The following is a 26069-nucleotide window of genomic DNA, read 5'->3' on the forward strand; positions in this document are numbered from 1 at the left end:
TGGGTGCGGGAGCGGCGGCATCTCGCTTACGTCACGCACTCCGCCCAGTGTGAGTGGAGCGGGGAACTCCGGCGTGCAGCGGGCGCGGGCGCCGCCGTAAGCATCGGGTCAACCGGACGCAGCGCTAGGGGAAGTCTGGCGCTGAACGAAGAGGTCCGCCTCCAGCAGCCGGCCCGCGAGCCGGCCCGCCTCGTGGATTTCGCCGGCGGTCATTCTTGGCACGATCGCGTGCGCTTCGTCGATGCCGTCGCCGCTGCCGACATTCAGCATGGCCAGGTACCACCGAAGTGCCTGCACAAGGTCGATCGACCCGCCGAATCCGTCGCGGTGCCAGCAGGCCGCCGCGAACATGCTGCCCTTGTCACCGGCCTCGGCGCCCCGCACGTACCACCGCAGCGCCTCCTCGTCGAGATCACGCTCGCTGAGCCGGTCACCCAGCCGTGAGTACGCCTCAGTGACCCCGGCCTCGGCGGCCTGGCGCAGCCAGCGCACCGCCTCGTAAGACCCACCAACCAGCACACCGAGGTTGAACGCAGCGAGCGAGTCCCCTGCCTCGGCGGCGGCCTGGTAGAGAGCGGCTGCCCGGACGTCGTCCTGTGTCGTGCCGATGCCGTGCTGGATTAGGTAAGCGAGCGTGCGCTGGGCGATCGGGTCACCGTCGTCCGCCGATACGGCCAGCAGCTTCGCACCTCCGGCCGGATCGCCGAGATGGAAGGCGCGGATCACGCCGAGCATCGTGCGCGCCCGGCGGTCCACCGAAGCCGGCATGCGGAGCTTCGGCGCGAGCAGAGCCAATTCCCTCTTGGCCACCTCGATGCCCGCCTTGGCGGCCTCCAGGTACCAGGACGCAGCCTCCGGCAGGTCCACCTTGTGGTAGGCGAAGAGCGTGCCCAGATCGTGCAGCGCCTGGACCTCCCCGGCGCTTGCTGCCATACGCCAGTGTCGCTCCGCCTCGTCCTGATCCGCCGGCACGCCCTGACCGGTGGCGTACATCAGACCGACCATCCGGCGAGCGGGCACATTGCCCAACTCGGCCGAACGCTGATACCACCGCAATGCCGCCGCCTGGTCCTGCGCGACACCTCGGCCGGTGGCGTACAGGACCCCGAGGTTGTGAGCCGCCTCGGCATTGCCCAACTCAGCCGCACGCTCGTACAGCCCGCGGGCCCTCACCGGATCTGCCGGCTCGCCGTGACCGCTGCTGGCCAACTGGCCCAGCAGCAGCAGCGCCCGGCCATCCGGCCCGGCCAGCTCCAACTGGTCACGAGCCTCCTCGAAGGCCCGGCGCTGCACGGCGAGCATCCCACGGTCGTACGCCTGCAATGCCACGCCGAGCAGTGTAGAGAGGTGGCGTACCAGCAATCGGCACAGTGCTTACGTCCACCTGTCAAGGCATCGCCCAGCGCGTCGGCGGGCTGCTCTGGGACAGCCCGGCAAAGGACCCGAAAAGGGGCCCTTGAGCGCGAACTGAGACCAAAACTGAGACCACAAGCGGAAGGCCCGGCCGGTCCTCACGGACCGACCGGGCGTTCTCGCATCTCACGAGCGGTGGCGGCGGGATTTGAACCCGCGGAGGGCTTGCACCCTCACACGCTTTCGAGGCGTGCTCCTTAGGCCACTCGGACACGCCACCGCCGAGTAGGGTACAGGACCGCGGGTGTGGACGCCGAACCGGTATCCCGGGGCCGGGCCTGGCAGGATCTTTGCCATGAGTACGCACATCGGCGCTGAGCCGGGAGAGATCGCCGAGCGGGTCCTGATGCCGGGTGACCCGCTGCGGGCCAAGTGGATCGCGGAGACCTACCTCGAGGGCGCCCGCTGCTACTCGACGGTCCGCGGCATGCTGGGCTTCACCGGCCGCTGGAACGGCGTCGAGGTCTCCGTCCAGGGCTCCGGCATGGGCATGCCCTCTGCCTCCATCTACGCCCACGAGTTGATCAACGAGTACGGGGTGAAGACCCTGATCCGGGTCGGCTCCTGCGGTGCCCTCACCGAGGACCTCGCGCTGCGGGACGTGGTCGCCGCCATCGGCTCGTCCACCGACTCGAACATGAACCGGATGCGCTTCGACGGGCTGATCGACTACGCCCCGGTGGCCGACTTCGGGCTGCTGCGCACCTCGGTCGAGGTGGCCGAGCGGCGCGGCATCACCATGCACGTCGGGCCGATCCTGGCGGCGGACGCCTTCTACACCGACCGGCCGGACCTCTACGACGCCCTCGCCGACTACGGCGTGCTGGCCGTCGAGATGGAGTCCGCGGCGCTCTACACGATCGCCGCCCGGTTCAAGGCGCGGGCGCTGACCATCCTGACCGTGAGCGACCACATCAAGACCGGCGAGAAGACCACCTCCGCCGAGCGCGAGCAGACCTTCAGCCAGATGGTCGAGATCGCCCTCGACACCGCCATCGCCTGACCCTTCCGCAGCCTCGCCGCCCCGCCACCCTCCGGTGGCGGGGCGGCGCCATCTCCGCACTCCAAAAATTAATACGACCGATCGTGCTTTTTCTTGGTACGCTGCCCGCATGACCCTCGACGGCCGCGTGGCCCGCGGCGACCGTACCCGCACCGCCGTGCTGGACGCCGCCGTGGCCCTGGCCACCGAGGCCGGCCTCGACGGCCTCTCCCTCGGGCAGCTGGCCGACCAGCTCGGCGTCAGCAAGTCCGGCCTCTTCGCGCACTGGCGCTCCAAGGAGGCCCTCCAGCTCGCCACCATCGACCGGGCGCTCGAGCAGTGGCAGGAGCGGATCGCCGCCCCGGCGCTGCGCGCACCCCGCGGCGTACGCCGGCTCTGGGCGCTGCACACGGCCCGGATCGACTTCTACGCCGCGCGGGTGCTCCCGGGCGGCTGCTTCTTCGCCACCACAGAGTTCGAGTACAACGCCCGCCCCGGCCCGGTCCGCGACCGCCTGGCCGAGCTGTTCGACCGGTGGACCGCGTTCCTCGAACAGCTCGTGGCCGAGGCGGTCGCCGCCGGCGAACTCCCCGCCGACACCGACGTCCGGCAGCTCGCGTACGAGATCGAGGCGCTCGGGCTGACCGCAGCCATGCGGTCCCGGCTGCTGGACCCCGAGCCCGCCTACCGGCACGCCCGCCAGGGCGTGCTCGACCGCCTGCGGGCGCTGTGCCCCGACCCCACCCTGCTACCGGAAGGCCTGTGATGACCCACGCCACCCTCGACCAGCCCGTCGAGCGGTTCGGTCACGTCGAGCACGTCCCGGTCCACTTCGACGACCTCGACGCCCTCGGCATCATGCACAACGCCCGGTACGCGGTGCTGCTGGAACGCGCGCTCACCCCGTACTGGGCCGACCGCGGCCACGCCTACCGCGGGCGGGACAGCTCCCCGGACCTGTTCCACGCGGTACGCGAGTTCACCATCCGGTTCCGCGCCCCGATCGCCGCCACCGGTCCGGTGGCCGTGCACTTCTGGCTGGCACACCTCGGCACCAGCAGCGCCGAGTACGCCTTCGAGTTCCGCTCGGTGGACGGCGTCACCCTCCACGCCGAAGGCACCCGGGCGATCGTCCGGCTCGACCCGGCGACGCTGCGCCCCGCCCCCTGGAGCGAGGCCGGCCGGGCGGTCGCCGAGACCCTGCTGCGTCCCGCCCCCGCGGCGGCCTGACCGGCGGGCCGGATCAGCGGAAGAAGGCCCGGAGCACGGCGGCGTTCTCGGTCTCCAGCACCCCGCCGTACACCTCGGGGCGGTGGGTGGCACGGCGGTCGCGCAGCACGTCCCAGAGCGAGCCGACCGCCCCGGTCTTGGGCTCCCAGGCGCCGAAGACGACCGTGGAGATCCGGGCCAGGGCGATCGCGCCCGCGCACATCGTGCAGGGTTCCAGCGTCACCACCAGGGTGCAGCCCTCCAGCCGCCAGCGTCCCAGCCGCTCGGCGGCCCGCCGCAGCGCCAGCACCTCGGCGTGCGCGGTCGGGTCCCCGGTCAGCTCGCGCTCGTTGCGGCCGACGGCCAGCTCGGCGCCGTCCGGGCCGTAGACCACCGCCCCGACCGGAATGTCCGCGACGAGCTCGGCGTCGGACGCCGCGCTGCCGGCGAGCTCGGCCTCGGGACCGGTCGGGCCGGCCTGGTCCGGGCCGGTGACCGCGACCTCCAGCGCCCGGCGCATCCAGAACTCGTGCCGCTGCCGGCGACCCACCTCACCCGGGTCGGCCAGCCCCTCGTCCGCGCCCGGACCGACCCGACCCACCGCGCCCGGCGTCGGCTGACCCGGCCGGAGCGTCTCCAGCGCCGGGTCGGTGGCGTCGGCCGGCTCCGCGCCGCCGTGCGGCACGAAGCCGGACGGCTCAGACCTCACGCAACTCCTCGACCTCGTCCGCGCAGCCGAGCACCTGGCAGATCTCCGCGGTCACGTCGGCCGGCAGCATCCCCTCATGGGCACAGAGGGCCAGCAGCTTCTGGGCGGAGATGCCCAGGTCGGCGAGGATGTCCGCGTCACCGACCGGGTCGGCCTCCGGGTCCACCGCGGGCTGCTCGCTGTCGTCGTCCCCGCCGGCGGCGGCCGGGCGCGGCTCGTCGCCGTCCTCGACCCCGGTGACCGAGGTCTTCAGGTCGCCGACCAGCAGGGCCCCCAGCCGGGACTCCTCCGCGTACGCCGAGTCGGAGCCGAAGACCCGCAGGTCCTCCCCCTCGTCCAGACGCAGGATCACCAGGTACGCGTCGTCCGCCTCGACGAAGAGCAGCGACAGGTCGGCGTCCGGCTCGACGTCGCGCAGCCGGTCGGCGACCTCGTCGATGTCGGTGGCGCCCCGCAGGCTCACCTCTTCGGCGGTCCAGCCGCCATCGACGCGTACCGCGGCAGCGGCGAAGTACGACACGGTCCCCCCCAAAATTGGCCTCGGCAGCACGCCGACTCGTCTCGCGTGCACGTTAACCGGTCGGGTCGGCAGGCGACCGGTCAACGCCCCGAAGGGCCGGTCAATCCTGGATAAAATCGGATCAGTTGGCGATCCGCTTGCGGGTGGCGATGAGCTGGCGCAGCCGCTCGCTGCGGGCCCGCTGCGGCCGTTCGCGCTGGCGTACCGCGCGGGCACCGGCCAACTCGGCAAGGAGTTGCAGGCGACGGCGGCTCCGCTCGGGATCGAGCCGCGGGGTGGTCCAGGCCATACCGCCGAGGGTGAACCGTCACAGCGCGTACGTCAAGATGGCCTTCGCTGCGCATCCGGGCGTGCACGGAGGGTCACCAGAGCGGCCAGTCCCCGCTCTGCGCCCAGCGGACCGCGACGACCGCGGCGGCGATGCTCCACCCGCCGGCGGTGACGATCGCGACGCCCGTCGCGATCCCACGGTCGCCGAACCGCACCAGCACCGCGGCGGCCAGCCAGGCCAGCCCGCCGGCGATCACCGTCCACCAGGCGTAACCCGGTACGTCGTGGCCGAGCAGGCCGAACAGGAGCAGCCAGGCCGCGGCCGTGGCGCCGCCGGCCGCCACCCCGCCGCCGGTCACCGGGTACGGCTCCCGCCAGGTGGGCCGGGCCGGCGGCCCGGCGGGGAAGAGCCCCGACGGGGTGTGCGGCAGCGGGCGGCCGGCGCCCGGACGCGGCTCGCCGGGTACGGCGTTCCACCCGTTCATCGCCCCTGCTCCCTTCACGGACCGTAGGTGCCGTCCTCGGCGTACGGAGTGACGCAGCGCGACCGTACGACGAGGGCGGCGGTCGCAGCGTTCGTGCCTACGGTAGTGGTCTGCCAGGATGACCGGATGCGCTCGCGATCGATCGGACGCCGCCCGCGTTCGGCGTACCCGGTCCTGCTGCTGCTCGCGCCGGCGCTCGCCGCCGGCTGCGCGACCGGCACCCGTCCCGCCGCGACGCCGACGAACGTGTGGGACGGGCCGAGCGCCGTCGCGACGGCCGAGCAGCCCGCCGCGCCCACCCCGACGCCGGCGCCCGGGCAGCCGTCGCCCTCGCCGACCCGCACCGACCTGCGGCACGTCTTCCCGGTACGCGCCGACAACGTCGCCTACCACCCGACGCACTCCGTGTACCCGGGGACGGACATCTTCGCCGACTGCGGCGAGCCGGTCGTCGCCGTCACCGACGGGCGGATCCTCGAGGTGAGCCGGGTGGACCGGTTCGACGAGCGGGGTCCGCTGGGGCCGTACAACGGGGGCCTCTCGGTCTCGTTGCTCGGCGACGACGGGGTGCGCTACTACGGCTCGCACCTGAGCGCGATCTCCGCCGACGTCGCCGCCGGAGTACGCGTCCGCGCCGGTCAGCAGCTCGGTCGGGTGGGCCGCACCGGCAATGCCAACAACGTCTGCCACCTGCACTTCGGCATCTCGCCCGCGTGCCGCGGCCACGACGACTGGTGGATCCGGCGCGGCGTGATCTGGCCGGCCCGCTACCTGGACTCGTGGCGCAAGCGGGGCAACCGCGCGCCGGCCGCCGAGGTGGTGGCGTGGCAGCGGAAGCACGGCTGCCCGAAGGCGCCGACGACCACCGGCGGCGCCGGCTGACCCCGTCCACTCGCGACATCCGCCGTCGGAGGTCCGCGCCCGCATGCGCGGGCGCGGGCGCGTAGGTTGCAGGGCATGAGTGCCCGGGATCCCATCGCCGACCTGCGCCGGATCGCGTTCCTGCTGGAACGGGCCAACGAGGCCACCTACCGGGTCCGGGCATTCCGGTCGGCGGCCAAGGCCCTGGGCGCGCTACCGGCGAAGGAGGTGGCCGAGCGGGCCCGCGCCGGCACGCTGACCGAGCTGTCCGGGGTCGGGGACGTCACCGCCCGCTGCGTGGCCGAGTCGCTGGCCGGCGAGGAACCGGTCTACCTGCGCCGGCTGGTCGCCACCGAGGGCACCGACCTGGACGCCGCGGCCACCGCGCTGCGGGAGGCGCTGCGCGGCGACTGCCACACCCACTCGGACTGGTCCGACGGCGGGTCACCGATCGAGGAGATGGCGCTCGCGGCGGTCGAGCTGGGTCACGAGTACCTGGTGCTGACCGACCACTCGCCCCGGCTCAAGGTGGCCCGCGGCCTCACCGCGGACCGGCTGCGCCGGCAGCTCGACCACGTGGCCGCGGTCAACGACGCGCTGCCGACGGGGTTCCGCATCCTCACCGGCATCGAGGTGGACATCCTCGCCGACGGATCGCTGGACCAGGAGGAGGAGCTGCTGGCCCGCCTCGACGTGGTGGTCGGCTCGGTGCACAGCGGGTTGAACGACGAGCGGGCGAAGATGACCCGCCGGATGCTGGCCGCGATCGCCAACCCGCACCTGGACATCCTCGGCCACTGCACCGGCCGGATGGTGGCGTCCCGGCCGGCCGGGGTGCAGGGCCCGGGCGATCGGGCGCACCGACCGCGTACCCGCTCCGAGAGCGACTTCGACCCGGACGCGGTCTTCGCCGCCTGTGCCGAGCGCGGCGTCGCGGTCGAGATCAACTCCCGGCCGGAGCGGCAGGACCCGCCGAAGCGGCTGATCCGCCGCGCCCTGGAGGCCGGCTGCCGGTTCGCGATCAACACCGACGCGCACGCCCCCGGTCAGCTGGACTGGCAGCGGTTCGGTTGCGAACGCGCGGCCCTGTGCGGGGTCCCGGCGGACCGCGTGGTCAACACCTGGAAGGCCGACCGCCTGGTGAAGTGGACCCACACCCGGCGCTGACCCGCCACCACGTCGCCGATGTGGCGCGGTCCGCACCCCGCCGATCCACCCACCTCGCCGGCCTCGCGGTATCCCCGCCGGCCGAGGGCGGGCCGGGCGCGCGCGGCGGGAGGGTCAGCGATGGGTGGCGGGCTCGGCGGCGGGCACGGCCGGCGTGCCGGCGCTGACAGGCGTGGGCCTCCGGCGGCCGAGCAGGCCCTGGGCGACCGCCACGCCGAGGAGCACGATCAGCGCACCGACCGGCTGGTGCCAGTTCAGCCGCTCGTCGAGCACCACCGCGCCGACCAGCACCGCGAAGACCGGGATCAGGTAGGTCACCGTGGAGGCGGTGCTCGCCCCGGCCACCCGGATGTTGCGCAGGTTGATCACGAAGGCCAGCCCGGTGCCGAGCGCGCCGAGCGCCAGCACGCTCGCCACCACCTCGACGGAGAGCCCGGTCGGCACCGGCGGCGCCCCGGCCACCAGCGGCGCGACGACGGCGAGCTGGAGCGCGGCGACCAGCAGCTGCGCGGCGGAGAGGGACAGGCCGGAGTACGAGCTGCCGGCGATGAACTTCTTCTGGTACGGGATGGCGACGCCGTAGCAGGCGGCCGCCCCGAGACACATGAGCTGGCCGGTGAAGTGCGCCCCGCCCACGCCCTCCCAGACGCCGAGCACCACCAGCACGCCGAGGAAGCCCAGCCCGAGCCCGACCGCGCGCCGGACGGTCAGCCGCTCGGTGCGGAAGACCAGCACCGCGAGCGGCAGCACGATCAGCGGCGTGGTGGCGTTCCAGATGCCGGCGAGCATCGACTCGACCCGCTGCTCGCCGAAGCCGAACAGGGTGAACGGGACGGCCACGCCGAAGGCGGCGACCACGAACAGGTGCGCCCAGACCCGGGGCTCGCGGGGCAGCCGGTCGCGCAGCACGACGAGCACCACCAGCAGGGTCACCGCCCCGGTGGCGACCCGGTAGAGCGTGAGGTGCAGCGGGTGCAGCTCCTCGATGCCGACCTTGATGAACAGGAAGCTCGAACCCCAGATCGCAGCGAGCGCCAGGAATCCGGGCAGCCAGCTGCGAACGGCGGCGCGGTCAGGAGTGGTAGCGGCGGTCACCCCTGACACTCTGCCGCAGCCGTACGACGAAGTCCCGCGCTTTTCGGACGCCGTGTCCACCGCCACAGCAACCGACCCGAACTGCTGTCCTGAACACGGCAAACACGGTCGACACGAGGGCACCAGGGTCACGTAGGGTCGCACCGTGGGACGAATCGATGACCTCGCCAACCGGTACGTGACCGACTGGGCCCCGCTCAGCCCGACCGGCGCCACGTACGTCGGCATCGCCGGCTACGACGACCAGCTCGACGACCTGTCGCCGGACGGGTACGCGGCCCGCGCCGAGCTGACCCGGCGCACCCTGGCCGACCTCGACGTGACCGAACCGGACTCGGAGGCGGAGCGGACCGCCAAGGAGGCCATGCAGGAGCGCCTCGGTCTGGAGCTCGCCCGCCACGAGGCCGGCGAGACCACCAGCGAGGTCAACGTGATCGCCAGCGGGCTGCACGAGATCCGCATGGTCTTCGACCTGATGCCGACCGAGGGCGACGACGCGAAGGCGAACATCGCCGCCCGGCTCAACCGGTTCGCCGGCGCGCTGGAGGGTTACAAGACGACCCTGCGCGAGGCGGCCGCCGCCGGGCAGGTCAGCTCGCGGGTGCAGCTGGTCGAGGTCGCCAAGCAGTGCGACGTGTGGACCGACCCGGACGGCGACAACTTCTTCCACGGCCTGGTCGAGCGGCTGGGCGCGGACGGCACGGTCGGCGCCGAGCTGCGCAAGGGCGCGGCGGCGGCCACCGCGGCGACCGCCCAGTTCGGCGAGTTCCTCCGCACCGAGATGGCGCCGCAGGGGCGGGAGAAGCAGGCCGCCGGCCGCGAGCGGTACGCGCTGGCCTCGCAGTATTTCCTCGGCGCGAAGGTCGACCTGGACGAGACGTACGCCTGGGGCTTCGCGGAGCTGGCCCGCCTGGAGGGCGAGATGCGGGCGGTGGCCGCCCGGATCGTCGGCCCCGGCGCGACCGTCGACGAGGCGGTGGCGGCGCTGGACGCCGACCCGGCCCGGACCATCCAGGGCAAGGAGGCGTTCCGGGACTGGATGCAGGCGCTCGCCGACAAGGCGATCAGCGAGCTGCACGGCACCCACTTCGACATCCCGGAGCAGGTCCGCCGGATCGAGTGCTGCCTCGCCCCGACCAGCGACGGCGCGATCTACTACACCGGCCCGAGCGAGGACTTCTCCCGCCCCGGGCGGATGTGGTGGGCGGTGCCGCAGGGCATCACCGACTTCTCCACCTGGCGGGAGGTGACCACCGTCTACCACGAGGGCGTGCCGGGTCACCACCTCCAGGTCGCCCAGACCGCCGTCCGGGCCGAGCTGCTCAACCGCTGGCAGCGGCTGCTCTGCTGGGTCTCCGGGCACGGTGAGGGCTGGGCGCTCTACTCGGAGCGGCTGATGGACGACCTGGGCTACCTGGAGGACCCGGGCGACAAGCTCGGCATGCTGGACGGTCAGGCGTTCCGGGCCGCCCGGGTGATCGTCGACATCGGCATGCACCTGGAGCTGGAGATCCCGAAGGACAACCCGTTCGGCTTCCACCCGGGCGAGCGCTGGACGCCGGAGCTGGGCTGGGAGTTCATGCGGGCGCACTGCCGGGTGCCGGACGAGAACCTGCGCTTCGAGCTGAACCGCTACCTGGGCTGGCCCGGGCAGGCCCCCTCCTACAAGGTGGGCGAGCGGATCTGGCTCCAGGCCCGCGAGGAGGCGAAGGCCCGCAAGGGCGCCGACTTCGACCTCAAGGAGTTCCACCGCCAGGCGCTCGACCTGGGCTCGCTCGGCCTCGACCCGCTGCGTCGGGCGCTCGCCCGCCTCTGATCGCGGAACCGGGGGCGGGCGCGTGCCCGCCCCCGGTCACCGGTGGCGGGACGAGGGTCAGGAGAGGCTGAGGGCCAGCGAGGGCCGGGCGGTCAGCGTGTCGCAGTCGACGAAGGCCAGGTCGATCACCGGGTCGGTGAAGGTGATCGGGATTGAGCATCGGAGACATCGATGGTTACGATTATGTAACGAACGCTCAGCGTGACCACAGAGACGCGGAGGGCGGGCCGACACCGTCGACCCGCCCTCCGCGCGCACCCTGATCACATCAGCGCTTGCCGGCCTCGTCCTCGGTGGCCGGGCGCTGCGCCGGCACCGCCGGCTCGTCCTCCGCGCGCCAGTTCGTCGACGCCGGCGGGATCACGTCGCTCAGCGGGCCGCCCTCGCGGTCGGCCACGGACTGCTCGTCGGTCGCCGGGTCGGCGTCCCGGACCGGCTCCTCGACGCGGGTCGGGGCGTCCACCCGGTGCCGCGCCTCGCCGGCCTCAGCGACCGAGCCGCCACGGCCCACCAGCACGCCACCGACCAGCAGCACCAGGCCCAGCACGGCCAGCCCGACCGGGACGTAGACGCTCAGCAGCTGGAGCTTGTCCCGGCTGTCCTTGGCCCGGTCCGCCGACGCGGTGATGGTCGCCTCGTTGTACGCGAAGTCCGCGTCCAGCAGCGTGGTCGGCGCGCCCACGTTCGGGGTCAGCACCTTCTTCTGCACCTCGCGCACCTTGATGAACGCCCCGGTCACCGGGTCCACCCAGACCGTCCGCTGGTTGCTGTAGACGAGCTTGCCGTCGGTCGCGCCCGGCGCGAACGTGCCCAGCAGCGCAGTGAGCCGGGTCGAGTCGAGGTTCAGCGTCTCGTCCGTGATCACCTGCTCGAACCGATAGGTCTCGATGCCCTTGATCGTCTCCGTGCCGGCGAACTTCGCGTCCCGGACACTCCGCAGGTCACGGTCGAAGATCTTGTAGTCCTTCTTCTCCGTGTGGAACGGGAACTTGTAGATCTGGCCGGCGAACCTGATCCCCTTGTCCTGCTCGCCGGTGTCGTCGAGCCACTGGCCGTTCCACTCCAGCGCCGCGCCGGAGACCCGGTCCAGGGCCAGCTGGGCGCCGTACGCGCTGACCAGCTGCTTGTTGTCGACCCGCTCCACGGTCTGGCCGACCTGCCACACCACGGCCTTGCCGTCGAGGTCTCCGCTCAGGTTCGCCGTCTCCTTCGGGAGCTGGGTGACCAGGACGGTGGACCTGAGATCACCGTCGTTGACCTTGATGGTCCCGTCGTTGATCTGGAGGAACTTCGCGTTGCTGGCCTCCGCCACGGAGGTCGAAGAATCCAGGTCGTAGGGGAGCTTGGCCAGCGCAGGGGTCACGACGAACACCAGCCCGGCGGCCAGCGCCAGGAGCAGTACGCCAACCCCGAACAGCACGGCACCTATGGCGCGGTGCTTCATTTTTCCTCCCTGGAGGAGCTCAATTTCGTCGATATCGATCAGCGAGATGGCCGCGAGGTTACTACTTGGTCACATCGCAACGCGACCCCCGGTCAGCCCTACTTTCCGGCCGCAGCCGGTGATTCCCCGGTACCGACGGCCGGCTGCCCGACGCGGTCCGGCCGCCCACCGGTACGCCGCAGCACGAGCAGGAAGTTCCACGAGCCGATCTCGCGCGCTCCGGGGACCCGCACGATCCAGCGGCCCCACCAGGGGTGGTAGCGGGGCAGGGCGTCGAGGACCTCGACCTCGGCGTTGCCCCGGGTCCAGCGCAGCGCGTCGGAGATGGAGACCGGGAAAAGGCTCTCCCGGAAGCGGTTCTTCGGCGGACGCCCCATCCGCCGCTGGTAGCGCCGCCGGGCCCGGTCCCCGCCCAGGTAGTGCCAGGGTGCGGTCTCGTGCCCACCCCACGGGGACAGCCACGGAGTGAACGAGACGAAGAGGACGCCACCCGGCCGGGTCACCCGAGCCATCTCTTCCAGCATCCGGTGCGGCTCGGAGACGTGCTCCAGCACATTGGACGAGAAGCAGACGTCGACACTGCCGGTGCGCACCGGCAGCGCGGTCCCGCTGCCGCGCAGCATGCCGGCGGCGGACCCGGCCGCGGAGAAGTCACCGACGTCCGGGTCGAGACCGACATAGTGCGCGCCGGCCGCGCGGAAGGCCTGCGCGAAATAGCCCGGGCCGCCGCCCACGTCGAGCACTGTCCGCCCGGTCAGCCCGGTGTAGCCGGAGACCTGTCGTACCGAGTCGTCGGCCAGCAGACCGTAGAAGTGGTCGGGCTCGGTCTGCTCGACCAGGAAGGCCCGGAACAGGGTCACCGAACGGCCCAGGGTGGCGAACCGGCGGCGAGCCGCCCGTCCCTGCTCAGCGGTCATCGCGCTACCGTCCCGTCCTCGTCCTCACCGGCGATCGGCGGGTCGCCGATCCCCGGGGCTGTCACCCGCTCCGGCGCGGCACCCCCGACCGCCCCCTCGGCGTCCTCCGGAGGCGGGCCGGCGTCCGGGGTCGGACCGGCCGCGTCCGGCGTCGGTGGGGCGCCGGGGACCGGCACCACCGCCGCCACCACCGCGCCGATCGCCACCAGCATCGCCGCCTGCACCCAGGTGCCGTACGCCCACTCCTGGCCGTGCCCCCGCAGCCGGCCGGCCACCGCGGTCACCGTGGCCAGGGTCAGGCCGCCGAAGACCACCACCGGCAGGGCGCGACGGGCGAGCTGGCGCAGCAGCATCGCGGCGAGCACGATCGCCACCGGCAGCACTCCGCCCAGCGCGGCGAGCAGCACCACCAGCAACGTGCCGATCAGCCAGGGCGCGCCCTCGGCCGCTACCCGCGCCCCGTCCGCGGTCCTCCGGCGCACCGGCCAGGCGGCCAGCACCAGCACGACGAGCGCGCTCAGCGCGCCGGCGGCCAGGCCGCCACGGTAGTCCCGGTCCGGGGCGAACCTCAGGTGCACCTCGCCGCCGGCACCCGCCGGCAGCGCCCAGGCCTGCTGCCACCCGTCGACCCGGGTCGCCGGCAGCGTCCGTCCGTCCATCGTGGCCGTCCAGCCGGCGTTCGCGTTCTCCGGTACGACGAGCAGCGCGCTCTCCCCGGCCCCCACCCGCACCCGGCGGTCGGTCGGCGCCCAGTCCAGCACCGAGACGTCCCGGTGCCGGGGCAGGGCGACCGGAGCCCCGGCCGGACGCAGCGTGACGTCCTGCGCCACGAAGCCGCGCGACGGGGAGGTGGCCAGGTGATGCCCGCCGGCCGGCAGGTCCACCACCGCGCCGGTCTCCCCGCACAGGGTCACCGCCATCGGCGTACCGGCGACGGCGTCGCGCAGGGTGCCGGTGACCGCGGTGTCGTACCGGAAGCCGTCGAGTTCGACGGCGGGTCCGGCACCGCACGGCGCGGCGATCCGGGTGTCCGCGGGCAGCGGCCGGAGCAGGTCATGCAGGCCCGGGACCTCGACCTCGGCGATGCCGACGGTCGCGGTCCAGCCGTTGCCGCGCCGGTCCGCCACCCGGTCGGCCGCCTCCCGCACGCTGATCTCGAGCCGGTCGGTGAGCACCGCGGCCAGGCGGACCAGACCGTCGGCACCGACCGGCACCAGCTGGACACGGCCGCCCGCGCGCACCTCGACCCGCTCGGGCAGGGAGCCCACCGGCAGGTCGGCCGGGCGCAGCCGCAGCTGGTCGATCCGGCGCTTCCCCTGCCAGCTCAAGGTGAGCGTCGGACGCAGATCTCCGGTGTCGGCGAGCCAGGCGGTGCCGGGATCGCCGTCGACGGCCGCCCACGGCGCCACCGACGCGTCCCCCGCCAGGTACGACGAGCCGCCCGCGGTGACTCGCGCCCCGGCGAGGGCCAGCACACCCCCTGGGCGGGCCACGGCGGTGACCGTCAACCGGTAAGGGCCCGGCGCCGCACTGCGGAACAGCCGGTCCACGCCGAGGGGCTCCTCGCCGACCCGGGCCAGGAAGCGGTCGCACCGGATGACGGTGCCCGCCGCCCGGATCCCCGCGCCGGCCGTGCCGGACCGGGAGCCCGGGCCGGTGGTCGGGTCGGCGTCGGTGGGCGGGACGGCGTCGGAGCCGGAGCCGGGGGCGGCGGCCGGGAAGCACGCCGGCCGGCCGGCCGATCCCCGACTGAACGACCAGGAGACCGGGCCGGTGGCGCCGGCGGGCAGGTCGGTGGGGACGCGCAGCGCCCGGCGGGGCGTGGTGCCCGGAACCGAGAACTCCCGGATGCCCACCCCGCCGTCGAGCCGGCCGCCGGCCACCGCGAGCACGGTGACCCGGATCGTGCTGGTGACCCCCGGCAGGGTGTAGTACGTCTGGGCGCCCAGCCCGGCGGCGACGTCGTGGTCGACCGAGCCCCGGTCGGTGCTGATCCGGAATCGGGTGACCGGCCACCCGACCCCGAGGTCGTCGACGAAGGACAGGGAGACCTGCTCCACCTGACGCGGGGTGTCCAGGTCCAGCTGGAGCCACTGCCCCACCGGCCCGGTCAGCGGCGCGGAGTGCCAGGAGGTGCCGGCGTCGCCGTCCACGGCGGCGAACGGCAGGTGCGACGGGTCGGCGGCGGCCAGGTTGTCCACGAAGCTGGCCGCCGTGGAGGCGGTCACCTCGCGGATCCCCTGGTACGTGGCGACCGTCTGGTGTTTCCGGCCGGAGAACGGCAGCAGGTCGAGGGCGACCCGCCCCTGCCGTCCCGCCTCGGTCGCGGTCAGGGTCTGGCTGAGGTTGTCCCGTACCCGCCCGATGTCCCGTTCCCGCCGGCGCAGCCCGTCGGTGACGATCCACCGCCCGTCGGCCGCCTCGGACCCGGTGTCGGACCGGTCGCCGGCGAGCACCACCGGCTGGTCCTGTCGGACCACGCCCTGCTCGAGCAGGGGCAGCAGCGACTCCGGGCCGCCGCTGACCGTGGGCACGTCGGCGGTGAGCACCGCGGAAGCGGCCGGCACGGATCGCTGGACCTCGTACACCTCGATCGCCGGCAACGGGCCGGCGTCGTCGTCCACCGGGCTGCCGGGCGTACGGCCGACCGCGCCGGTCGTGCCGAAGGTGGCCACCCGCGCGATCCCGGGCGACCCGGCCAGCGCCCGGCGCAGCACCGCCACCGGCGGGGCGTCCACCTGCGTCCGGTCGATGTCGTTGCGCAGCAGCAGATGGCGGAAGCCTGAGCGGGCCAGGAAGTCGGCCAGCCCGGCCGAGCCCCGCCCGCCGGACAGCACGGTCTCGACGGTGTCCATCATCCGGGTGTTCCCGGCCGAGCCGAGCGGGATCTGGTGCCGCACCGCCCAGGGCGCTCGGGCCAACGACTGCAACGGTTCGTCGACGGTCCGTCCCCAGTCGTACTGGCCGAAGCCCGAGCCGGGCACCACCAGGGTGCGGGCCAGGGCGTCCCGGTCGGCCAGCCAGGTGGCGGCGGCCCGCCAGTGCGGCGGCAGGTCCGACCAGCCGGGCCCGGGCCGCAACAGCCCCGTCCAGGCCGGCGCGGCCGCGCCGACCACCAGCAGGAACACCGGTACGAACACCAGCGGGCGCACCCGCAGCCCGGGACGGCGCCGGCGGGCGGCGGTGTGCAGCCGGGTGGCCCAGGCGTCCACGCCGTGCGCGAAGCCGAGCATCAGCGGCAGCCGCAGCACCGGCTCCAGCTTGTGCACGTTGCGGAGCGGCGCCAGCGGGCCGTCCAGCAGGTCCCGGACCTGCTCGGAGAGCGGGCTGTCCAGGCTGCCGACGTAGCCCATCGTGAGCAGGGTCAGCCCGGCCAGGAACCCGAGCACCAGGAAGCGGCGCTCGGGCAGCAAATTGCCGGCCAGCCCGGCCAGCCCGACCAGCGCCACCACCGCGGTGAGCGCCATCAGCACCGGGTGGTCGATCAGCAGCCAGCCCGCCGGCCACCACGGGTCGCCCTGGACGATGTACGCCACCCACTGGTTGGTGCCGCGTACCGCCTGGAAGAGCGAGGCGACCGCGGTGGTCGTGGTGGACGACTCGATGTAGTCCAGGAACGGCAGGCTGTACTGGCCGAGCAGCAGCAGCGGCACGATCCACCAGAGGCAGACCCCGACGACGCAGAGGCACCACCAGCCGACCAACCGCAGGTGGGCGGCGTCCCACCGCCTGGAGAGCAGCCACACCCCGGGCAGCACCAGGGCGAGCAGCACCACGGCCGCGTTGATTCCGCCCATGCCGAGCACGGCCAGCGCGGAGAGCGCGGCGGCCCGGCGCGGCGAACCGATCCGGTGCACCCGGACCAGCGGCAGCAGCACCCAGGGCAGCAGCGCGGCGGAGAGGACCTCCGAGGAGAGCGCGCCGATCTCGGTGAGCATCCGGGGCGCGAGCGCGTAGCCGAGCGCGGCCGCGTACCGGGTCGGTTCGGTGCCGATCCGCATCGTCCGGGCCAACAGCAGCAGGCCGTAGAAGGCGGCGCAGAAGAGCAGCGCGCACCAGAGCCGCTGGGTGATCCACGGCGGTACGCCGAGCAGCTGCCCGACCGCGAAGAACGGCCCCATCGGGAAGAGGTAGCCGTACGCCTGGTTCTGCAGCTCGCCGGAGGTGGCCTCCGGGTTCCACAGGTGCAGCGCCCGGGCCAGGAAGTGCACCGGGTTCGCCGCCAGGTCGAGCTTGGTGTCGAAGGTGACCTGCCCGGGCCGCTGGGCGAACGCGACGGCGGTGAGCAGCAGCAGGCACAGTGCGGTGGCCGGGGCCTCGCGGACCGGCCGGAGCGCCCGGCGCGCCACTCCACGCGCCAGCGTCGTGGTCACCGCCGGCACTCCGGCGGCAGGCAGCTCAGCTCGGCCAGCGCGGAGAAGAAGATCTGCCGCATACCCTTCGGCTGGTCGGTGCGGAACACCTGCCCGCCGGTCACCTTGGCGATCGCGTTCAGCTCCTCGGGGTCGACGTCCCGACCGAGCCCGACGAAGATGATCGGCAGCGGTCGGCGCGGGTCCTGGAGGGCCTTGAGCTCGGCGAGGAACTTCGTCCGTCCGATGCTCTCGGCGTCCTCGTCCCGGCCGTCGGTCATCACCAGCACCAGGTTGATCCGGCCCGGGGTCCAGTGTCGCCGGGCGTCCCGGTACGCGGCCAGCGTCGTGTCGTACAGGCCGGTGCCGCCGTCCGGCTTGACCTTCACCTCGCCCAGCCGCCGGGCCAGCGCGGCCCGCTGGGCACGCAGCGGCCGGACCGGCAGGATCTCCCGGTAGTCCCGATCCCCGTCGACCTTGGTGGAGAAGACCCAGACGCCCAGCTCGCTGTTGTCCAGCAGCAGTCCGGCCCCCTCCCGGGCGGCGGCGAGGGTGGCGTCGAGCCGGGTGCCACCGCCGGGCACCCGGACGGCCATCGAACCGGAGATGTCCAGCACGGTGAGGATCCGGGCGCTGCGCTGCACGCCGCTCCACCCGGTCAGCATCTCGGTGACGGTCTCCTCGGCGGGCAGCGGCACCGGGTTGCGCGGGTCCGGGCTGAGCCGACGGTCGCGCGGCACCGCCGGCGGGTAACCGGCGGCGGTGCGGAAGCCGTACCCGGTCAGCACGTCCCGCGAGGCGGTGGTGAGCAGGTCGGTGAGGAAGCCGGCCGCCGCGTCGCGGACCGCGTCGCGGGTGCCGGGCAGCACCACGTACGGCAGGTCGAGATCGGGGACGCCGACCTCCGGGTACGCGGCGACCACCTTGTCCGCGCCGGTCAGCGCGTTGTGTTCGAGCACCGCCTGCTCGGTGGTGGCGACCGCGTCGGAGCGGCCGGGCAGCCCGGCGTCCGGGGGCAGCGAGGCCATGGTTCCGGCGGGGCTGAAGGTCCGGCCGGCCAGCTTGCGCAGCGTCGCCGCCACCGCCCCGCCCGGGTCGCGTTCCCCGGCGGCCAGGGCCCGGACGCCGAGCAGCGCTCCGACCCCGGCCGGATCGACGGCCGGGTCGGGCAGCCCCACCTTCGTCGCGTCCGCCTTCGGGCCGACCAGCGTCCGCCAGGTCAGCGGTCGGGCCGGCCAGCCCGACCTGCGGGCCACCGGCTCGGTCACCGCCAGCACCACCGGAGTGCTCGCCACCGAGCTGCCCTGCCCGGGCACCTCGAACGCCCCGGTGGAGCGGGCCCGGCGCAGCCAGAACGTGGACTCCGGCAGCCAGGCGTCCGCCACGTCGGCGCCGGTGGCCAGCTCGGCGGCGACCTCGTCGGACTCCCGCGCCTGCACCACCAGCGCCACGCACGGCTGCCGGCCGACGGTGGCCCGGGCGATCCGGTCCACCGCCGGAGCGACCACCGGGGCGGCGGCCACCCGCAGGCGTACCCGCTGGAGGCACTCCGGCGTGCTGCGCTCGTCGCGCAGCCAGACGAACCCGCCCCAGCCGACCAGCAGCAGCGCGAGGGCCGCGCTGAGCAGCACCACCGGGGAACGGCGGGCGAGGATCCGCGCCGGGACGTCGCGCACCACGGCCGGCCACCTCCTCGCCTCTTCGCCCGGCCGGCAGGCGCCGGCCGCAGGTCACGGGTATCGCGGAACGGCCCGACCGGTGTCGCCACCGGCGGCGCACGGATCCGCGCTGACACACCCTGCCAAGCTTTCGGGTCCCCGGCAAACCCCCGGTCGACGAGCTGTTATCCGATCGTCGCTGCCGACAAGACCCATTGCGTACGCGGGCCCGACCGCCCTAGGGTGGCGCGATCGTGCCGCTTACTGATCGGTAGGAGCAGCGTGGACAAGTCCGGCAGCACCACCGCTCGCCACGTGCTGTTCCTCAACTGGCGCGACACGAGCAACCCGGAAGGCGGTGGCTCCGAGGTCTACATCGAGCGGATCGCCGCCGAACTGATCGCCGCCGGTCACCGGGTGACCCTGCTCTGCGCCGCCCACGAGCGGGGCGCGGCGGAGGAGACCAACCCGGACGGCATGCGGGTACTGCGCCGCGGCTCCCGGCACACCGTCTACGCCCGCGCCGCGCTCACCTACCTCGCCGGTCGGCTCGGCCTGGGCCCGCTGGGCCGGCGTCGCCTCGGCCGGCCGGACCTGATCGTCGACGTGTGCAACGGGGTGCCCTTCTTCGCCCCGCTCTACGCCGGCCGCCCGGTGCTCGCCCTGGTGCACCATGTGCACCGGGAGCAGTGGCCGGTGGTCTTCGGCCCGGTCATGTGCCGGCTCGGCTGGTGGATCGAGTCCCGGCTGGCGGTCCGGCTCTACCGGCGGTGTCGCTACGTCACGGTCTCCGAGGCGAGCCGGGCCGAGCTGGCCGAGCTGGGCGTGGACCGCGAGCGGATCGACGTGGTGCCCAACGGCACCCCGTCGGTGACCGGCGCCCCACTGCCCCGGACGACCCACCCGTCGCTGCTGGTGCTGGGTCGGCTGGTCCCGCACAAGCGGGTGGAGATCGCCCTGCGTACGGTGGCCGAGCTGACCGGGGAGCTGCCGGACCTTGAGCTGGTGGTGGCCGGGCAGGGCTGGTGGGAGCAGCCGCTGCGGGAGCTCAGCGACTCGCTCGGCATCGCCGACCGGGTACGGTTCACCGGCTTCATCAGCGAGGAGGAGAAGCACGAGCTGCTCTCCTCCTGCTGGCTGGCCCTCACCCCGTCGCTCAAGGAGGGCTGGGGGCTGACCATCGTCGAAGCCGCCGCCCGGAGCACCCCGACGATCGCGTTCCGCTACGCCGGCGGCGTCGCCGAGGCGATGGTCGACACCGAGACCGGGCTGCTGGTGGACGACGAGCGGGAGTTCACCGAGCGGGTCCGGGAGTTGCTCGCCGACGACGTGCGGCGCAAGGCGATGGGCGAGGCGGCGCTGGCGCACGCGGGCCGGTTCACCTGGGCGGCGACCGGTGCCCGCTTCGCGCAGCTGGTCGCCGGGCTCACCGCCGCCCGGTAGGCGGACACGCGACCGGGGCGCCCGCCTCGGCGGACGCCCCGGTCGGCGCTGGTTCAGCGCGTGCCGTACAGGGTGTTGTCGGAGCTCTGCTCACTCACGGTCTTGGCGACCTCGTTGGCGGACGGGCTGAGCGCATTCGCCAGACCGACGCTGCCGAGCAGGCCGAGCACGACCCCGAGTACCCCGACGGCGACGAACGCGGGCAGGTTCCTCATCCACCTTCTCCTTCCGCGGGACTCGCGTGCCGGGACGCTACCACGCGTCGCAGCCCCCGCGCAGTGCCCGAAAAACCGATGGCCAACACCACCGTTCCGGCCAGCAGGTGGGCCAGCCCGACGCGGCCGGGCCCGTTCGCCGTCGCCGGAGCCGTCCAGTTCGGGTTCTCGTAGAGGGTCAGCTCCGGTCCGGCGTGCGCCAGACGCAGTCCGTCCACTGACGACGCCGGCACCGGCGGCCCCGACGCCCGCTGCACCAGCACCCAGCGCACCCCCGTCCCGGCCAGCGGCCGGCCGGCGGTGAGGAGCTCCCGGACCCGGGCCGCCCTGGGGTCCTCCCCGCCGACGGCGAGGTCGCCGACGCGCAGGGTGTCGTCGATCAGCACCGGCGTCGACAGGTACCGGGGCGCCGGGTCGATCACCACCTGCCCGCGGTTCCAGGCGTACCGCTGGTACTCCTGGAAGGGCAGGGAGACCACCTCGCCCGGGCGATCGGCCACCTGTCGGGCCACCGCCGCCCAGTCGGCGGGGTAGTCGACGGGCCGCAACCGGCCGATCCCCCCGAAGGCCAGGTCGGGCAGGACGGCCACCGGCAGCAGCGCGGCGCCGACCAGCAGCACCCGCCCGGTGGTCGCGTCGAACCGGGTGGCGAGCCGGTCGGCCAGCCGTTCCGCGCCGAGCGCCCCGGCCACCGCCAGGGCCAGCGCGTACGGCACCAGCAGCTTCTGCCCGTCGCGGATCAGCCCGGCGCCGGGAACGGTGTCGACCAGCCAGCCGAGCAGGGCGGCCCCGCCGGGGAGCACGCCGAGCGCCGCGACCAGCCACGACCCGACCGCCAGCAGGCCGAGCCGGCCGGCCACGCCGGCCGGCCACCGCCGGCGCAGCAGCGGCACGCCGTACCCGGCGAGGAGCAGCAGCAGCGCGGTGGCCAGCGGCACCAACCCGGCCTGCCGGGACACCGGAACGGTCAGCCCGTTCCAGATCCCGCCGGTGCCGGCGAGCGCGACCAGCGGCCCGGCCCAGTTCTCGGCGCGGGCGGCGAAGGCAGCCACGCCGGCCGGGTCGGAACGGCCACCGGTGGCGCTGCCCGCCCCGGCCACCAGCCAGGGCGCGTTGAGCAGCACCGTCGCCGCCAGCGCGGTGCCCGCCCGACGGCCGGCGCCGGGGTACCGGCCGGGCAGCAGCACCGCCACCGCCGCCAGGGCGACCACCCCGCCGGTCGGGGTGATCGCGGCGATGGCGGCCGCGAGCAGCAGCCGGGGCAGCGCCCCGGGCCGGCCCGCCCGCACCCCGAGCGCCGCCGCTACCAGCCAGGGCAGCATCGCGTACGCCAACAGCAGCCCCCACTGCCCGATCAGCAGCCGCTCGGCGAGGTACGGCGTCCAGGCGTACCCGAGAGCGGCCACCACCCGCACGGCGGTCCGGTCGGTCGGTACCAGCCGGGCGGCGCCGAGCGCGGCCAGCCAGAGGATCGCCACCAGCACCAGCCGTTGCAGCAGCCAGCCCGGCACCAGCTGGGTGGCGAGCGCGACCACGGCGTCCTGCGGCACGGCCCGGGGCAGCGCCGAGGCCGGGGCGATCACGTCCCAGCTCAACGCTTGGCGGGGCACGAAGACCATGTCGTAGCGGAGCACGTACCCGGGTAGCGCCAGCGGCGCGAGCACCACCGCCGTCACGGCGGCGGCCACGCCGTGCGGCACCAGCCGTTCGCGCATCCCCTTGACCTCACGTACCTGCCGGGCGCGACCCGGGCCGCGCTGGTGGCGGCCACTGTACGCGGCGGTCCCGGCGACCCGGCGACCCGGCGACCCGGCGACCCGGCGACCGTGAACCATCCGTTGACCTGATGGGACGGGCAGTGACCGGTGTGGCAGTCTTCCCGCCATGGCATTGACCGGACCCGAGGCGACGACGCCACGCGACGAGAGCGGATGGATCGGCAGCTGGGTCCGCGCCGACCCGGTCCGCGCGGTCGGCGTCGCGATGATCCTGGTCAGCCTCGCCTGGCGGGCGCAGCTCGCCTCCCGCGGCTTCCTCGCCGCCGACGACTGGGTGCTCGTCGCCCAGTCCGCCGGGTCGGACCTCACGCCGGGCTTCCTGTTCACCCTCTACAACAACCACTTCATGCCCGCGGCGCGGCTGCTCACCTGGTTGGTCACCCACGCGCTCGGGTACGCGTACTGGCCCTACCTGCTGCTGATGATCGTCGGGCAGGCCCTGATCGCGGTGACCTTCCACCGGCTGCTGCGGGCGCTGCTGCGGCCGGGCTGGCTGCTGCTGGTCCCGCTCGGCATGTTCCTGTTCAGCCCGCTGACCCTGGAGGCGACCTCCTGGTGGGCGGTCGGGGCCAACATGCTGGCGATGCAGTTGGCCATGGTGCTCGCCCTGGGCGCCCAGTTGAAGTACGTCCGCACCAGGCGCCTGCGGCACCTGGTCTCCCTGGCGCTGTCCGTCCTGCTCGGCCTGCTCTTCTTCGAGAAGACGCTGCTGGTCGTACCGCTGGTCTTCCTCTTCACCGCGTGCCTGTTCGCCGACGGCGGCCCGGTACGCGCGGTGGTGACCACGCTGCGCCGCTGGTGGGCGTCGTGGGCCGTGCTCGCCGCCATCTCGCTCGGCTTCCTCGCCGCCTACCTGTCCCGGTCCGTGTCCTCGCTGCGCCAGCCGAACTCCATCTTCGAGGTGTTCTCGTTCCTCGAACAGCTGCTCGGGTCGACCCTGGTGCCGGGGCTCTTCGGCGGGCCGTGGCGCTGGCTCGGCGCGGGCGACGGCGCGCCGGTGGCCGCGCCGCCGGAGCTGGGGCGCTGGCTGGCGTGGACGGCCCTGGTCGCCCTGATCGTGGTCACCCTGCGGCTGCGCCGGATCGCCGCGCGGGCCTGGGTGCTGCTGGGGACGTACCTGCTGGTGGTGGCGGCGCTGCTGGCCGCGACCCGGCTCGGCTCGGTCTTCAGCGACGTGGCCGGCGCGGTGCCCCGCTACGTCAGCGACGTGGCCGTGGTGGCCGCGCTCTGCGTCGGCGTCGCCCTGCTCGGGCTGGCCGCGCCGGCCGCGGCCCCGGCGACCGGGGCGGTACCGCCGGCCCCAGGGCCGGAGGCGGACGACGAGCCGGCCCCGCCGGACGACCCGGCACCGGAGCCGGTCGCCGGGGCCCGGCAGGAGGTCACGCCCGAGGAGGCCGTGGTCGAGGAGGCCGTGGTCGAGGAGGCCCGGGCGGCGGTGCCGGCCGCACCGCGCCGGGGCGTCATCCACGCCGAGATGGATCATGGCGAGGCGCCCCGCGGTCCCATCCCCACCGCGACGCCGGCCGCTGCCGGTCCGCCGCCGCCCACCCCGGCGGTCCGACCCGGAGACACCCAGCGGGCCGCCGCGGTGGCCGGCACGAGCGCGGCGTCGGCCGCACCGGCCACCGGGACCATCCCGGTCGCCGCGCCAACCACCGACGGCGCGACGGCCACCACGCCGGCCGCCGCGAACGTCGGTCCCCGGGCCGACGCATCGGACCTGGACCGGATGCCGGACGTGCTGGCCCGCAACCGTGAGACGGCGGCGGCGGCGCTCGCCGCCGTGCTGGTCGCGGCCGGGCTCGGCACCGCCTGGACCACCGCCCGGTACGGCGACGAGTGGGCGACCAGCACCAGTCGCACCTATCTGGAGACGGCCCGCGCCGAGCTCGCCGGCGCCCCGCCCGGCACCGTCTTCTTCGACCGGAAGGTCCCGGGCGACGTGGTGCTCAACCTGTCCGCGCCGTACAACCAGCAGTCCCGGTTCTTCCAGGCCCTCCCCGACCGGCCGGTCTTCGTCACCGAGGCGGAGAACCCGTCGGTCTTCGACGACTCCGGCCGGATCGCGGCCCTGGGTGTGGACGGGCCGTCGGTCCGGCCCGGGCCGGAGGAGGGCTGCGGCTACAAGCTGACCGACGGGCAGGTCGTACGGATGCCGCTCAACGGGAGCCAGGTCGACTGGTTCTGGGTGGTCCGGGTCGGCTACCTCGCCTCGGCCGACGCGACCGCCACCCTGCGCCTCGGCGACGGCGTTCGGGAGTTCCGCGTCCAGCGCGGGCTGCACCAGGTCTTCTTCGAGATCACCGGCGGCGGGGACGCGGTCGACCTCACCCTGCACGGGCCCGGCGTGACGCTCTGCACGAACGAGGTCACCGTCGGTAATCTCATCGCTCGCCCGTGACGGCGGACGACCGCATCGCCGTGGACGACGCAACGGCGGCGCACGACAGACCGGCGCTGGGCGACAGGCCGGCGCCGGACGACGGCCGGACGGTGCCCGACGGGGCGGCCGGGCGGGCCGGGACCGCGCGGGCCAGCGGCGGGAAGGCCGGCACCACCCGGTTGGGTGCGGCCGGCGCCGCCGTCACGGTCGCCACCATGCTGACCAACGCGCTGGCCTACCTGGTGCCGGTGCTCGGCGCCCGCCGGCTCGACCCGGCCGACCTGGGGGCGCTGGCGACCGTGCTCGCGCTGGGCGCGATCGCGGCCGTGCCGGGCTTCGGCCTGCAGATCGCGGTCGCGGTGCACCGGGCGCGGAGCGGGTCCACCCGCACCGGCCGGTTGGCGCTGCTCACCGCAGCCGTCACCGCGGCGGTCACGGCCGCGGCGGCGCCGCTGCTGACCGTCCTGCTGCGGCTGCCGGTGGCGCTGACCCTGCTGCTCGCGGCGACCACCTTCGCCACCGTGCTGGCCGGCCGGTGGCTCGGCGAACTCCAGGGTGACCAGCGTTTCCTCCGGCTCTCCGCGGCGATGACGGTGCTCGCCGTCGGCCGGTACGGCGGCCTGGTCGCCGGGCTGGCGCTGGACGGGGGCGCGGTCACCGCGCTGGCGCTCGGCGCGGTCACCGGTCTCCTCGCGCTGCCGCTGCTCGCCCGCCTCGCCGCCGGCGGCCGGTCGACGCCCGTCGCCAGCCCCCGGGAGCGCGAGCTGCGACCCGGGGACGTGATGACCGCGTGCGGGGCCACGCTGGCGATGCTCACCATCTCGTACGCCGACCTGATCCTCGCCCGCCAACTGCTGCCGGCGGCCGGCTCCGGGGCGTACGCGGTCGGCGCGGTGCTGACCAAGGGCGCGCTCTGGGCACCGCAGGTGGTGACGCTGCTCGTGCTGCCCCGGCTGGCCCGGGGCGACCGGCGGGCCCGGGCGCTGGGCCTGGCGGTCATCCTCGCCTGCGGGTCGGTGCTGGTGGCCGCCGCCGCGTTCGGCGGGGAGCTGGCGTTCCGGCTGGCCGGCGGCGCCGACTACCTGCACCTGGCCGACGAGGCCCCGCTCTTCGCCGCCACCGGCGCCCTGTACGCGGTCGTCTTCATGCTGGTGAACGACCGGGTGGCCAGCGGCGCCCGGTTCCCCGCGGCACCGCTCTGGGCGGCCACCGTGGGGCTGGCCGCGGCGGCCCTGCTGGTCGCCCCGCGCACGGTCGAGGGGGTCCTCGGCTGTGCGCTCGCCACCGCCGCGCTGACCGCCGCCGTGATGGCCTGGCTGGTCCTCCGCCCGCGGCGCTGACCGCCCGGGTCC

General features: G+C 74.4%; 21 protein-coding genes and 1 tRNA gene. 9 read left to right on the plus strand and 13 right to left on the minus strand.

From position 1 onward, the window contains the following. Positions 1-108 precede the first annotated feature (108 nt). The gene (locus tag ACTWO6_RS32145; protein WP_446217408.1) at positions 109-1329 is read right to left on the minus strand and encodes a tetratricopeptide repeat protein; all 1221 of its coding nucleotides are present in this window, start codon (positions 1327-1329) and stop codon (positions 109-111) included. A gap of 217 nt (positions 1330-1546) precedes the next feature. Beyond that, a tRNA-Ser gene (locus ACTWO6_RS32150) sits at positions 1547-1633 on the minus strand. Between the two features lie 75 nt (positions 1634-1708). Between ACTWO6_RS32150 and deoD the strand changes: the two genes are divergently transcribed. The 3 genes from deoD (at position 1709) to ACTWO6_RS32165 (ending at position 3625) form a co-directional block, all read left to right on the plus strand. Continuing rightward, entirely contained in the window at positions 1709-2416 is a 708-nt protein-coding gene (deoD, locus tag ACTWO6_RS32155) for a purine-nucleoside phosphorylase (protein WP_446217409.1), read from the plus strand. Positions 2417-2525: 109 nt separating this feature from the next. Beyond that, positions 2526-3161, plus strand: coding sequence for a TetR/AcrR family transcriptional regulator (locus ACTWO6_RS32160; protein ID WP_446217410.1), 636 nt, complete (start codon positions 2526-2528; stop codon positions 3159-3161). After that, positions 3161-3625 (plus strand): acyl-CoA thioesterase, encoded by a 465-nt coding sequence (locus ACTWO6_RS32165; protein ID WP_446217411.1) that lies wholly within the window; start codon positions 3161-3163, stop codon positions 3623-3625. Before ACTWO6_RS32160 ends, ACTWO6_RS32165 begins: the two co-directional genes overlap by 1 nt. Positions 3626-3638: 13 nt before the next feature. On the opposite strand, the gene ACTWO6_RS32170 is transcribed toward ACTWO6_RS32165, so the two are convergent. The 4 genes from ACTWO6_RS32170 to ACTWO6_RS32185 all read right to left on the minus strand — a co-directional run bounded on the left by ACTWO6_RS32170 (position 3639) and on the right by ACTWO6_RS32185 (position 5588). Further along, positions 3639-4124 carry a nucleoside deaminase gene (locus tag ACTWO6_RS32170; RefSeq protein ID WP_446220843.1) on the minus strand — a complete coding sequence of 162 codons (486 nt, stop codon included), beginning with the start codon at positions 4122-4124 and terminating at the stop codon, positions 3639-3641. Positions 4125-4302: 178 nt separating this feature from the next. After that, a complete protein-coding gene (locus tag ACTWO6_RS32175) occupies positions 4303-4833 on the minus strand; it encodes a tRNA adenosine deaminase-associated protein (RefSeq protein ID WP_446217412.1) in 531 nt (176 codons plus the stop codon). A 121-nt stretch (positions 4834-4954) separates the two neighbouring features. Next, the gene (locus tag ACTWO6_RS32180) at positions 4955-5122 is read right to left on the minus strand and encodes a hypothetical protein (RefSeq protein WP_446217413.1); all 168 of its coding nucleotides are present in this window, start codon (positions 5120-5122) and stop codon (positions 4955-4957) included. Between the two features lie 73 nt (positions 5123-5195). Continuing rightward, the gene (locus ACTWO6_RS32185; RefSeq protein ID WP_446217414.1) at positions 5196-5588 is read right to left on the minus strand and encodes a hypothetical protein; all 393 of its coding nucleotides are present in this window, start codon (positions 5586-5588) and stop codon (positions 5196-5198) included. A 126-nt stretch (positions 5589-5714) separates the two neighbouring features. Here ACTWO6_RS32185 and ACTWO6_RS32190 point away from each other — a divergent pair, with 126 nt between their 5' ends. Together ACTWO6_RS32190 and ACTWO6_RS32195 are read left to right on the plus strand one after the other, a co-directional pair. Next, positions 5715-6470 carry a M23 family metallopeptidase gene (locus tag ACTWO6_RS32190; protein WP_446217415.1) on the plus strand — a complete coding sequence of 252 codons (756 nt, stop codon included), beginning with the start codon at positions 5715-5717 and terminating at the stop codon, positions 6468-6470. Between the two features lie 75 nt (positions 6471-6545). Next, positions 6546-7616: a PHP domain-containing protein gene (locus ACTWO6_RS32195; RefSeq protein ID WP_446217416.1), complete on the plus strand. Its 1071-nt coding sequence runs from the start codon at positions 6546-6548 to the stop codon at positions 7614-7616. Positions 7617-7730: 114 nt separating this feature from the next. Here ACTWO6_RS32195 and ACTWO6_RS32200 read toward each other — a convergent pair whose 3' ends face one another. Then, positions 7731-8711, minus strand: a complete 981-nt coding sequence (locus ACTWO6_RS32200) for a DMT family transporter (RefSeq protein WP_446217417.1) — start codon at positions 8709-8711, stop codon at positions 7731-7733. Positions 8712-8856: 145 nt separating this feature from the next. Between ACTWO6_RS32200 and ACTWO6_RS32205 the strand changes: the two genes are divergently transcribed. Beyond that, positions 8857-10527 (plus strand): DUF885 domain-containing protein, encoded by a 1671-nt coding sequence (locus tag ACTWO6_RS32205; RefSeq protein ID WP_446217418.1) that lies wholly within the window; start codon positions 8857-8859, stop codon positions 10525-10527. A 268-nt stretch (positions 10528-10795) separates the two neighbouring features. Here the strand turns inward: ACTWO6_RS32205 and ACTWO6_RS32210 are convergent, their stop codons facing one another. From ACTWO6_RS32210 to ACTWO6_RS32225, 4 genes are all read right to left on the minus strand, one after another. Further along, positions 10796-11971: a DUF3068 domain-containing protein gene (locus tag ACTWO6_RS32210; RefSeq protein WP_446217419.1), complete on the minus strand. Its 1176-nt coding sequence runs from the start codon at positions 11969-11971 to the stop codon at positions 10796-10798. A gap of 98 nt (positions 11972-12069) precedes the next feature. Continuing rightward, positions 12070-12888 (minus strand): class I SAM-dependent methyltransferase, encoded by an 819-nt coding sequence (locus ACTWO6_RS32215; protein ID WP_446217420.1) that lies wholly within the window; start codon positions 12886-12888, stop codon positions 12070-12072. After that, complete coding sequence (locus tag ACTWO6_RS32220) at positions 12885-17261, minus strand: alpha-(1->3)-arabinofuranosyltransferase domain-containing protein (protein ID WP_446217421.1); 4377 nt, start codon at positions 17259-17261, stop codon at positions 12885-12887. The genes ACTWO6_RS32215 and ACTWO6_RS32220 overlap by 4 nt, the downstream gene beginning before the upstream one ends. Then, positions 17258-18919 (minus strand): substrate-binding and VWA domain-containing protein, encoded by a 1662-nt coding sequence (locus tag ACTWO6_RS32225; RefSeq protein ID WP_446217422.1) that lies wholly within the window; start codon positions 18917-18919, stop codon positions 17258-17260. Before ACTWO6_RS32225 ends, ACTWO6_RS32220 begins: the two co-directional genes overlap by 4 nt. Positions 18920-19180: 261 nt before the next feature. Between ACTWO6_RS32225 and ACTWO6_RS32230 the strand changes: the two genes are divergently transcribed. Beyond that, positions 19181-20341 (plus strand): glycosyltransferase family 4 protein, encoded by a 1161-nt coding sequence (locus tag ACTWO6_RS32230; protein ID WP_446217423.1) that lies wholly within the window; start codon positions 19181-19183, stop codon positions 20339-20341. Positions 20342-20394: 53 nt separating this feature from the next. Here the strand turns inward: ACTWO6_RS32230 and ACTWO6_RS32235 are convergent, their stop codons facing one another. Further along, complete coding sequence (locus ACTWO6_RS32235; RefSeq protein ID WP_165439859.1) at positions 20395-20556, minus strand: hypothetical protein; 162 nt, start codon at positions 20554-20556, stop codon at positions 20395-20397. Next, positions 20553-22271: a hypothetical protein gene (locus ACTWO6_RS32240; RefSeq protein ID WP_446217424.1), complete on the minus strand. Its 1719-nt coding sequence runs from the start codon at positions 22269-22271 to the stop codon at positions 20553-20555. The genes ACTWO6_RS32235 and ACTWO6_RS32240 overlap by 4 nt, the downstream gene beginning before the upstream one ends. 169 nt (positions 22272-22440) lie before the next feature. Here ACTWO6_RS32240 and ACTWO6_RS32245 point away from each other — a divergent pair, with 169 nt between their 5' ends. Next, positions 22441-24735, plus strand: a complete 2295-nt coding sequence (locus tag ACTWO6_RS32245; protein WP_446217425.1) for a hypothetical protein — start codon at positions 22441-22443, stop codon at positions 24733-24735. Then, positions 24732-26057 (plus strand): polysaccharide biosynthesis protein, encoded by a 1326-nt coding sequence (locus tag ACTWO6_RS32250; RefSeq protein ID WP_446217426.1) that lies wholly within the window; start codon positions 24732-24734, stop codon positions 26055-26057. Before ACTWO6_RS32245 ends, ACTWO6_RS32250 begins: the two co-directional genes overlap by 4 nt. Positions 26058-26069 lie beyond the last annotated feature (12 nt).

Source organism: Micromonospora sp. IBHARD004 (genome assembly GCF_052814115.1).

Excerpts from the sequence above, each read along its gene's own strand:
- deoD (WP_446217409.1), top strand. The coding sequence starts at position 1,709 with ATGAGTACGCACATCGGCGCTGAGCCGGGAGAGATCGCCGAGCGGGTC.
- ACTWO6_RS32160 (WP_446217410.1), top strand. The coding sequence starts at position 2,526 with ATGACCCTCGACGGCCGCGTGGCCCGCGGCGACCGTACCCGCACCGCC.
- ACTWO6_RS32165 (WP_446217411.1), top strand. The coding sequence starts at position 3,161 with ATGACCCACGCCACCCTCGACCAGCCCGTCGAGCGGTTCGGTCACGTC.
- ACTWO6_RS32170 (WP_446220843.1), bottom strand. The coding sequence starts at position 4,124 with ATGCGCCGGGCGCTGGAGGTCGCGGTCACCGGCCCGGACCAGGCCGGC.
- ACTWO6_RS32180 (WP_446217413.1), bottom strand. The coding sequence starts at position 5,122 with ATGGCCTGGACCACCCCGCGGCTCGATCCCGAGCGGAGCCGCCGTCGC.
- ACTWO6_RS32185 (WP_446217414.1), bottom strand. The coding sequence starts at position 5,588 with ATGAACGGGTGGAACGCCGTACCCGGCGAGCCGCGTCCGGGCGCCGGC.
- ACTWO6_RS32190 (WP_446217415.1), top strand. The coding sequence starts at position 5,715 with ATGCGCTCGCGATCGATCGGACGCCGCCCGCGTTCGGCGTACCCGGTC.
- ACTWO6_RS32195 (WP_446217416.1), top strand. The coding sequence starts at position 6,546 with ATGAGTGCCCGGGATCCCATCGCCGACCTGCGCCGGATCGCGTTCCTG.
- ACTWO6_RS32210 (WP_446217419.1), bottom strand. The coding sequence starts at position 11,971 with ATGAAGCACCGCGCCATAGGTGCCGTGCTGTTCGGGGTTGGCGTACTG.
- ACTWO6_RS32215 (WP_446217420.1), bottom strand. The coding sequence starts at position 12,888 with ATGACCGCTGAGCAGGGACGGGCGGCTCGCCGCCGGTTCGCCACCCTG.
- ACTWO6_RS32235 (WP_165439859.1), bottom strand. The coding sequence starts at position 20,556 with ATGAGGAACCTGCCCGCGTTCGTCGCCGTCGGGGTACTCGGGGTCGTG.
- ACTWO6_RS32240 (WP_446217424.1), bottom strand. The coding sequence starts at position 22,271 with ATGCGCGAACGGCTGGTGCCGCACGGCGTGGCCGCCGCCGTGACGGCG.
- ACTWO6_RS32245 (WP_446217425.1), top strand. The coding sequence starts at position 22,441 with ATGGCATTGACCGGACCCGAGGCGACGACGCCACGCGACGAGAGCGGA.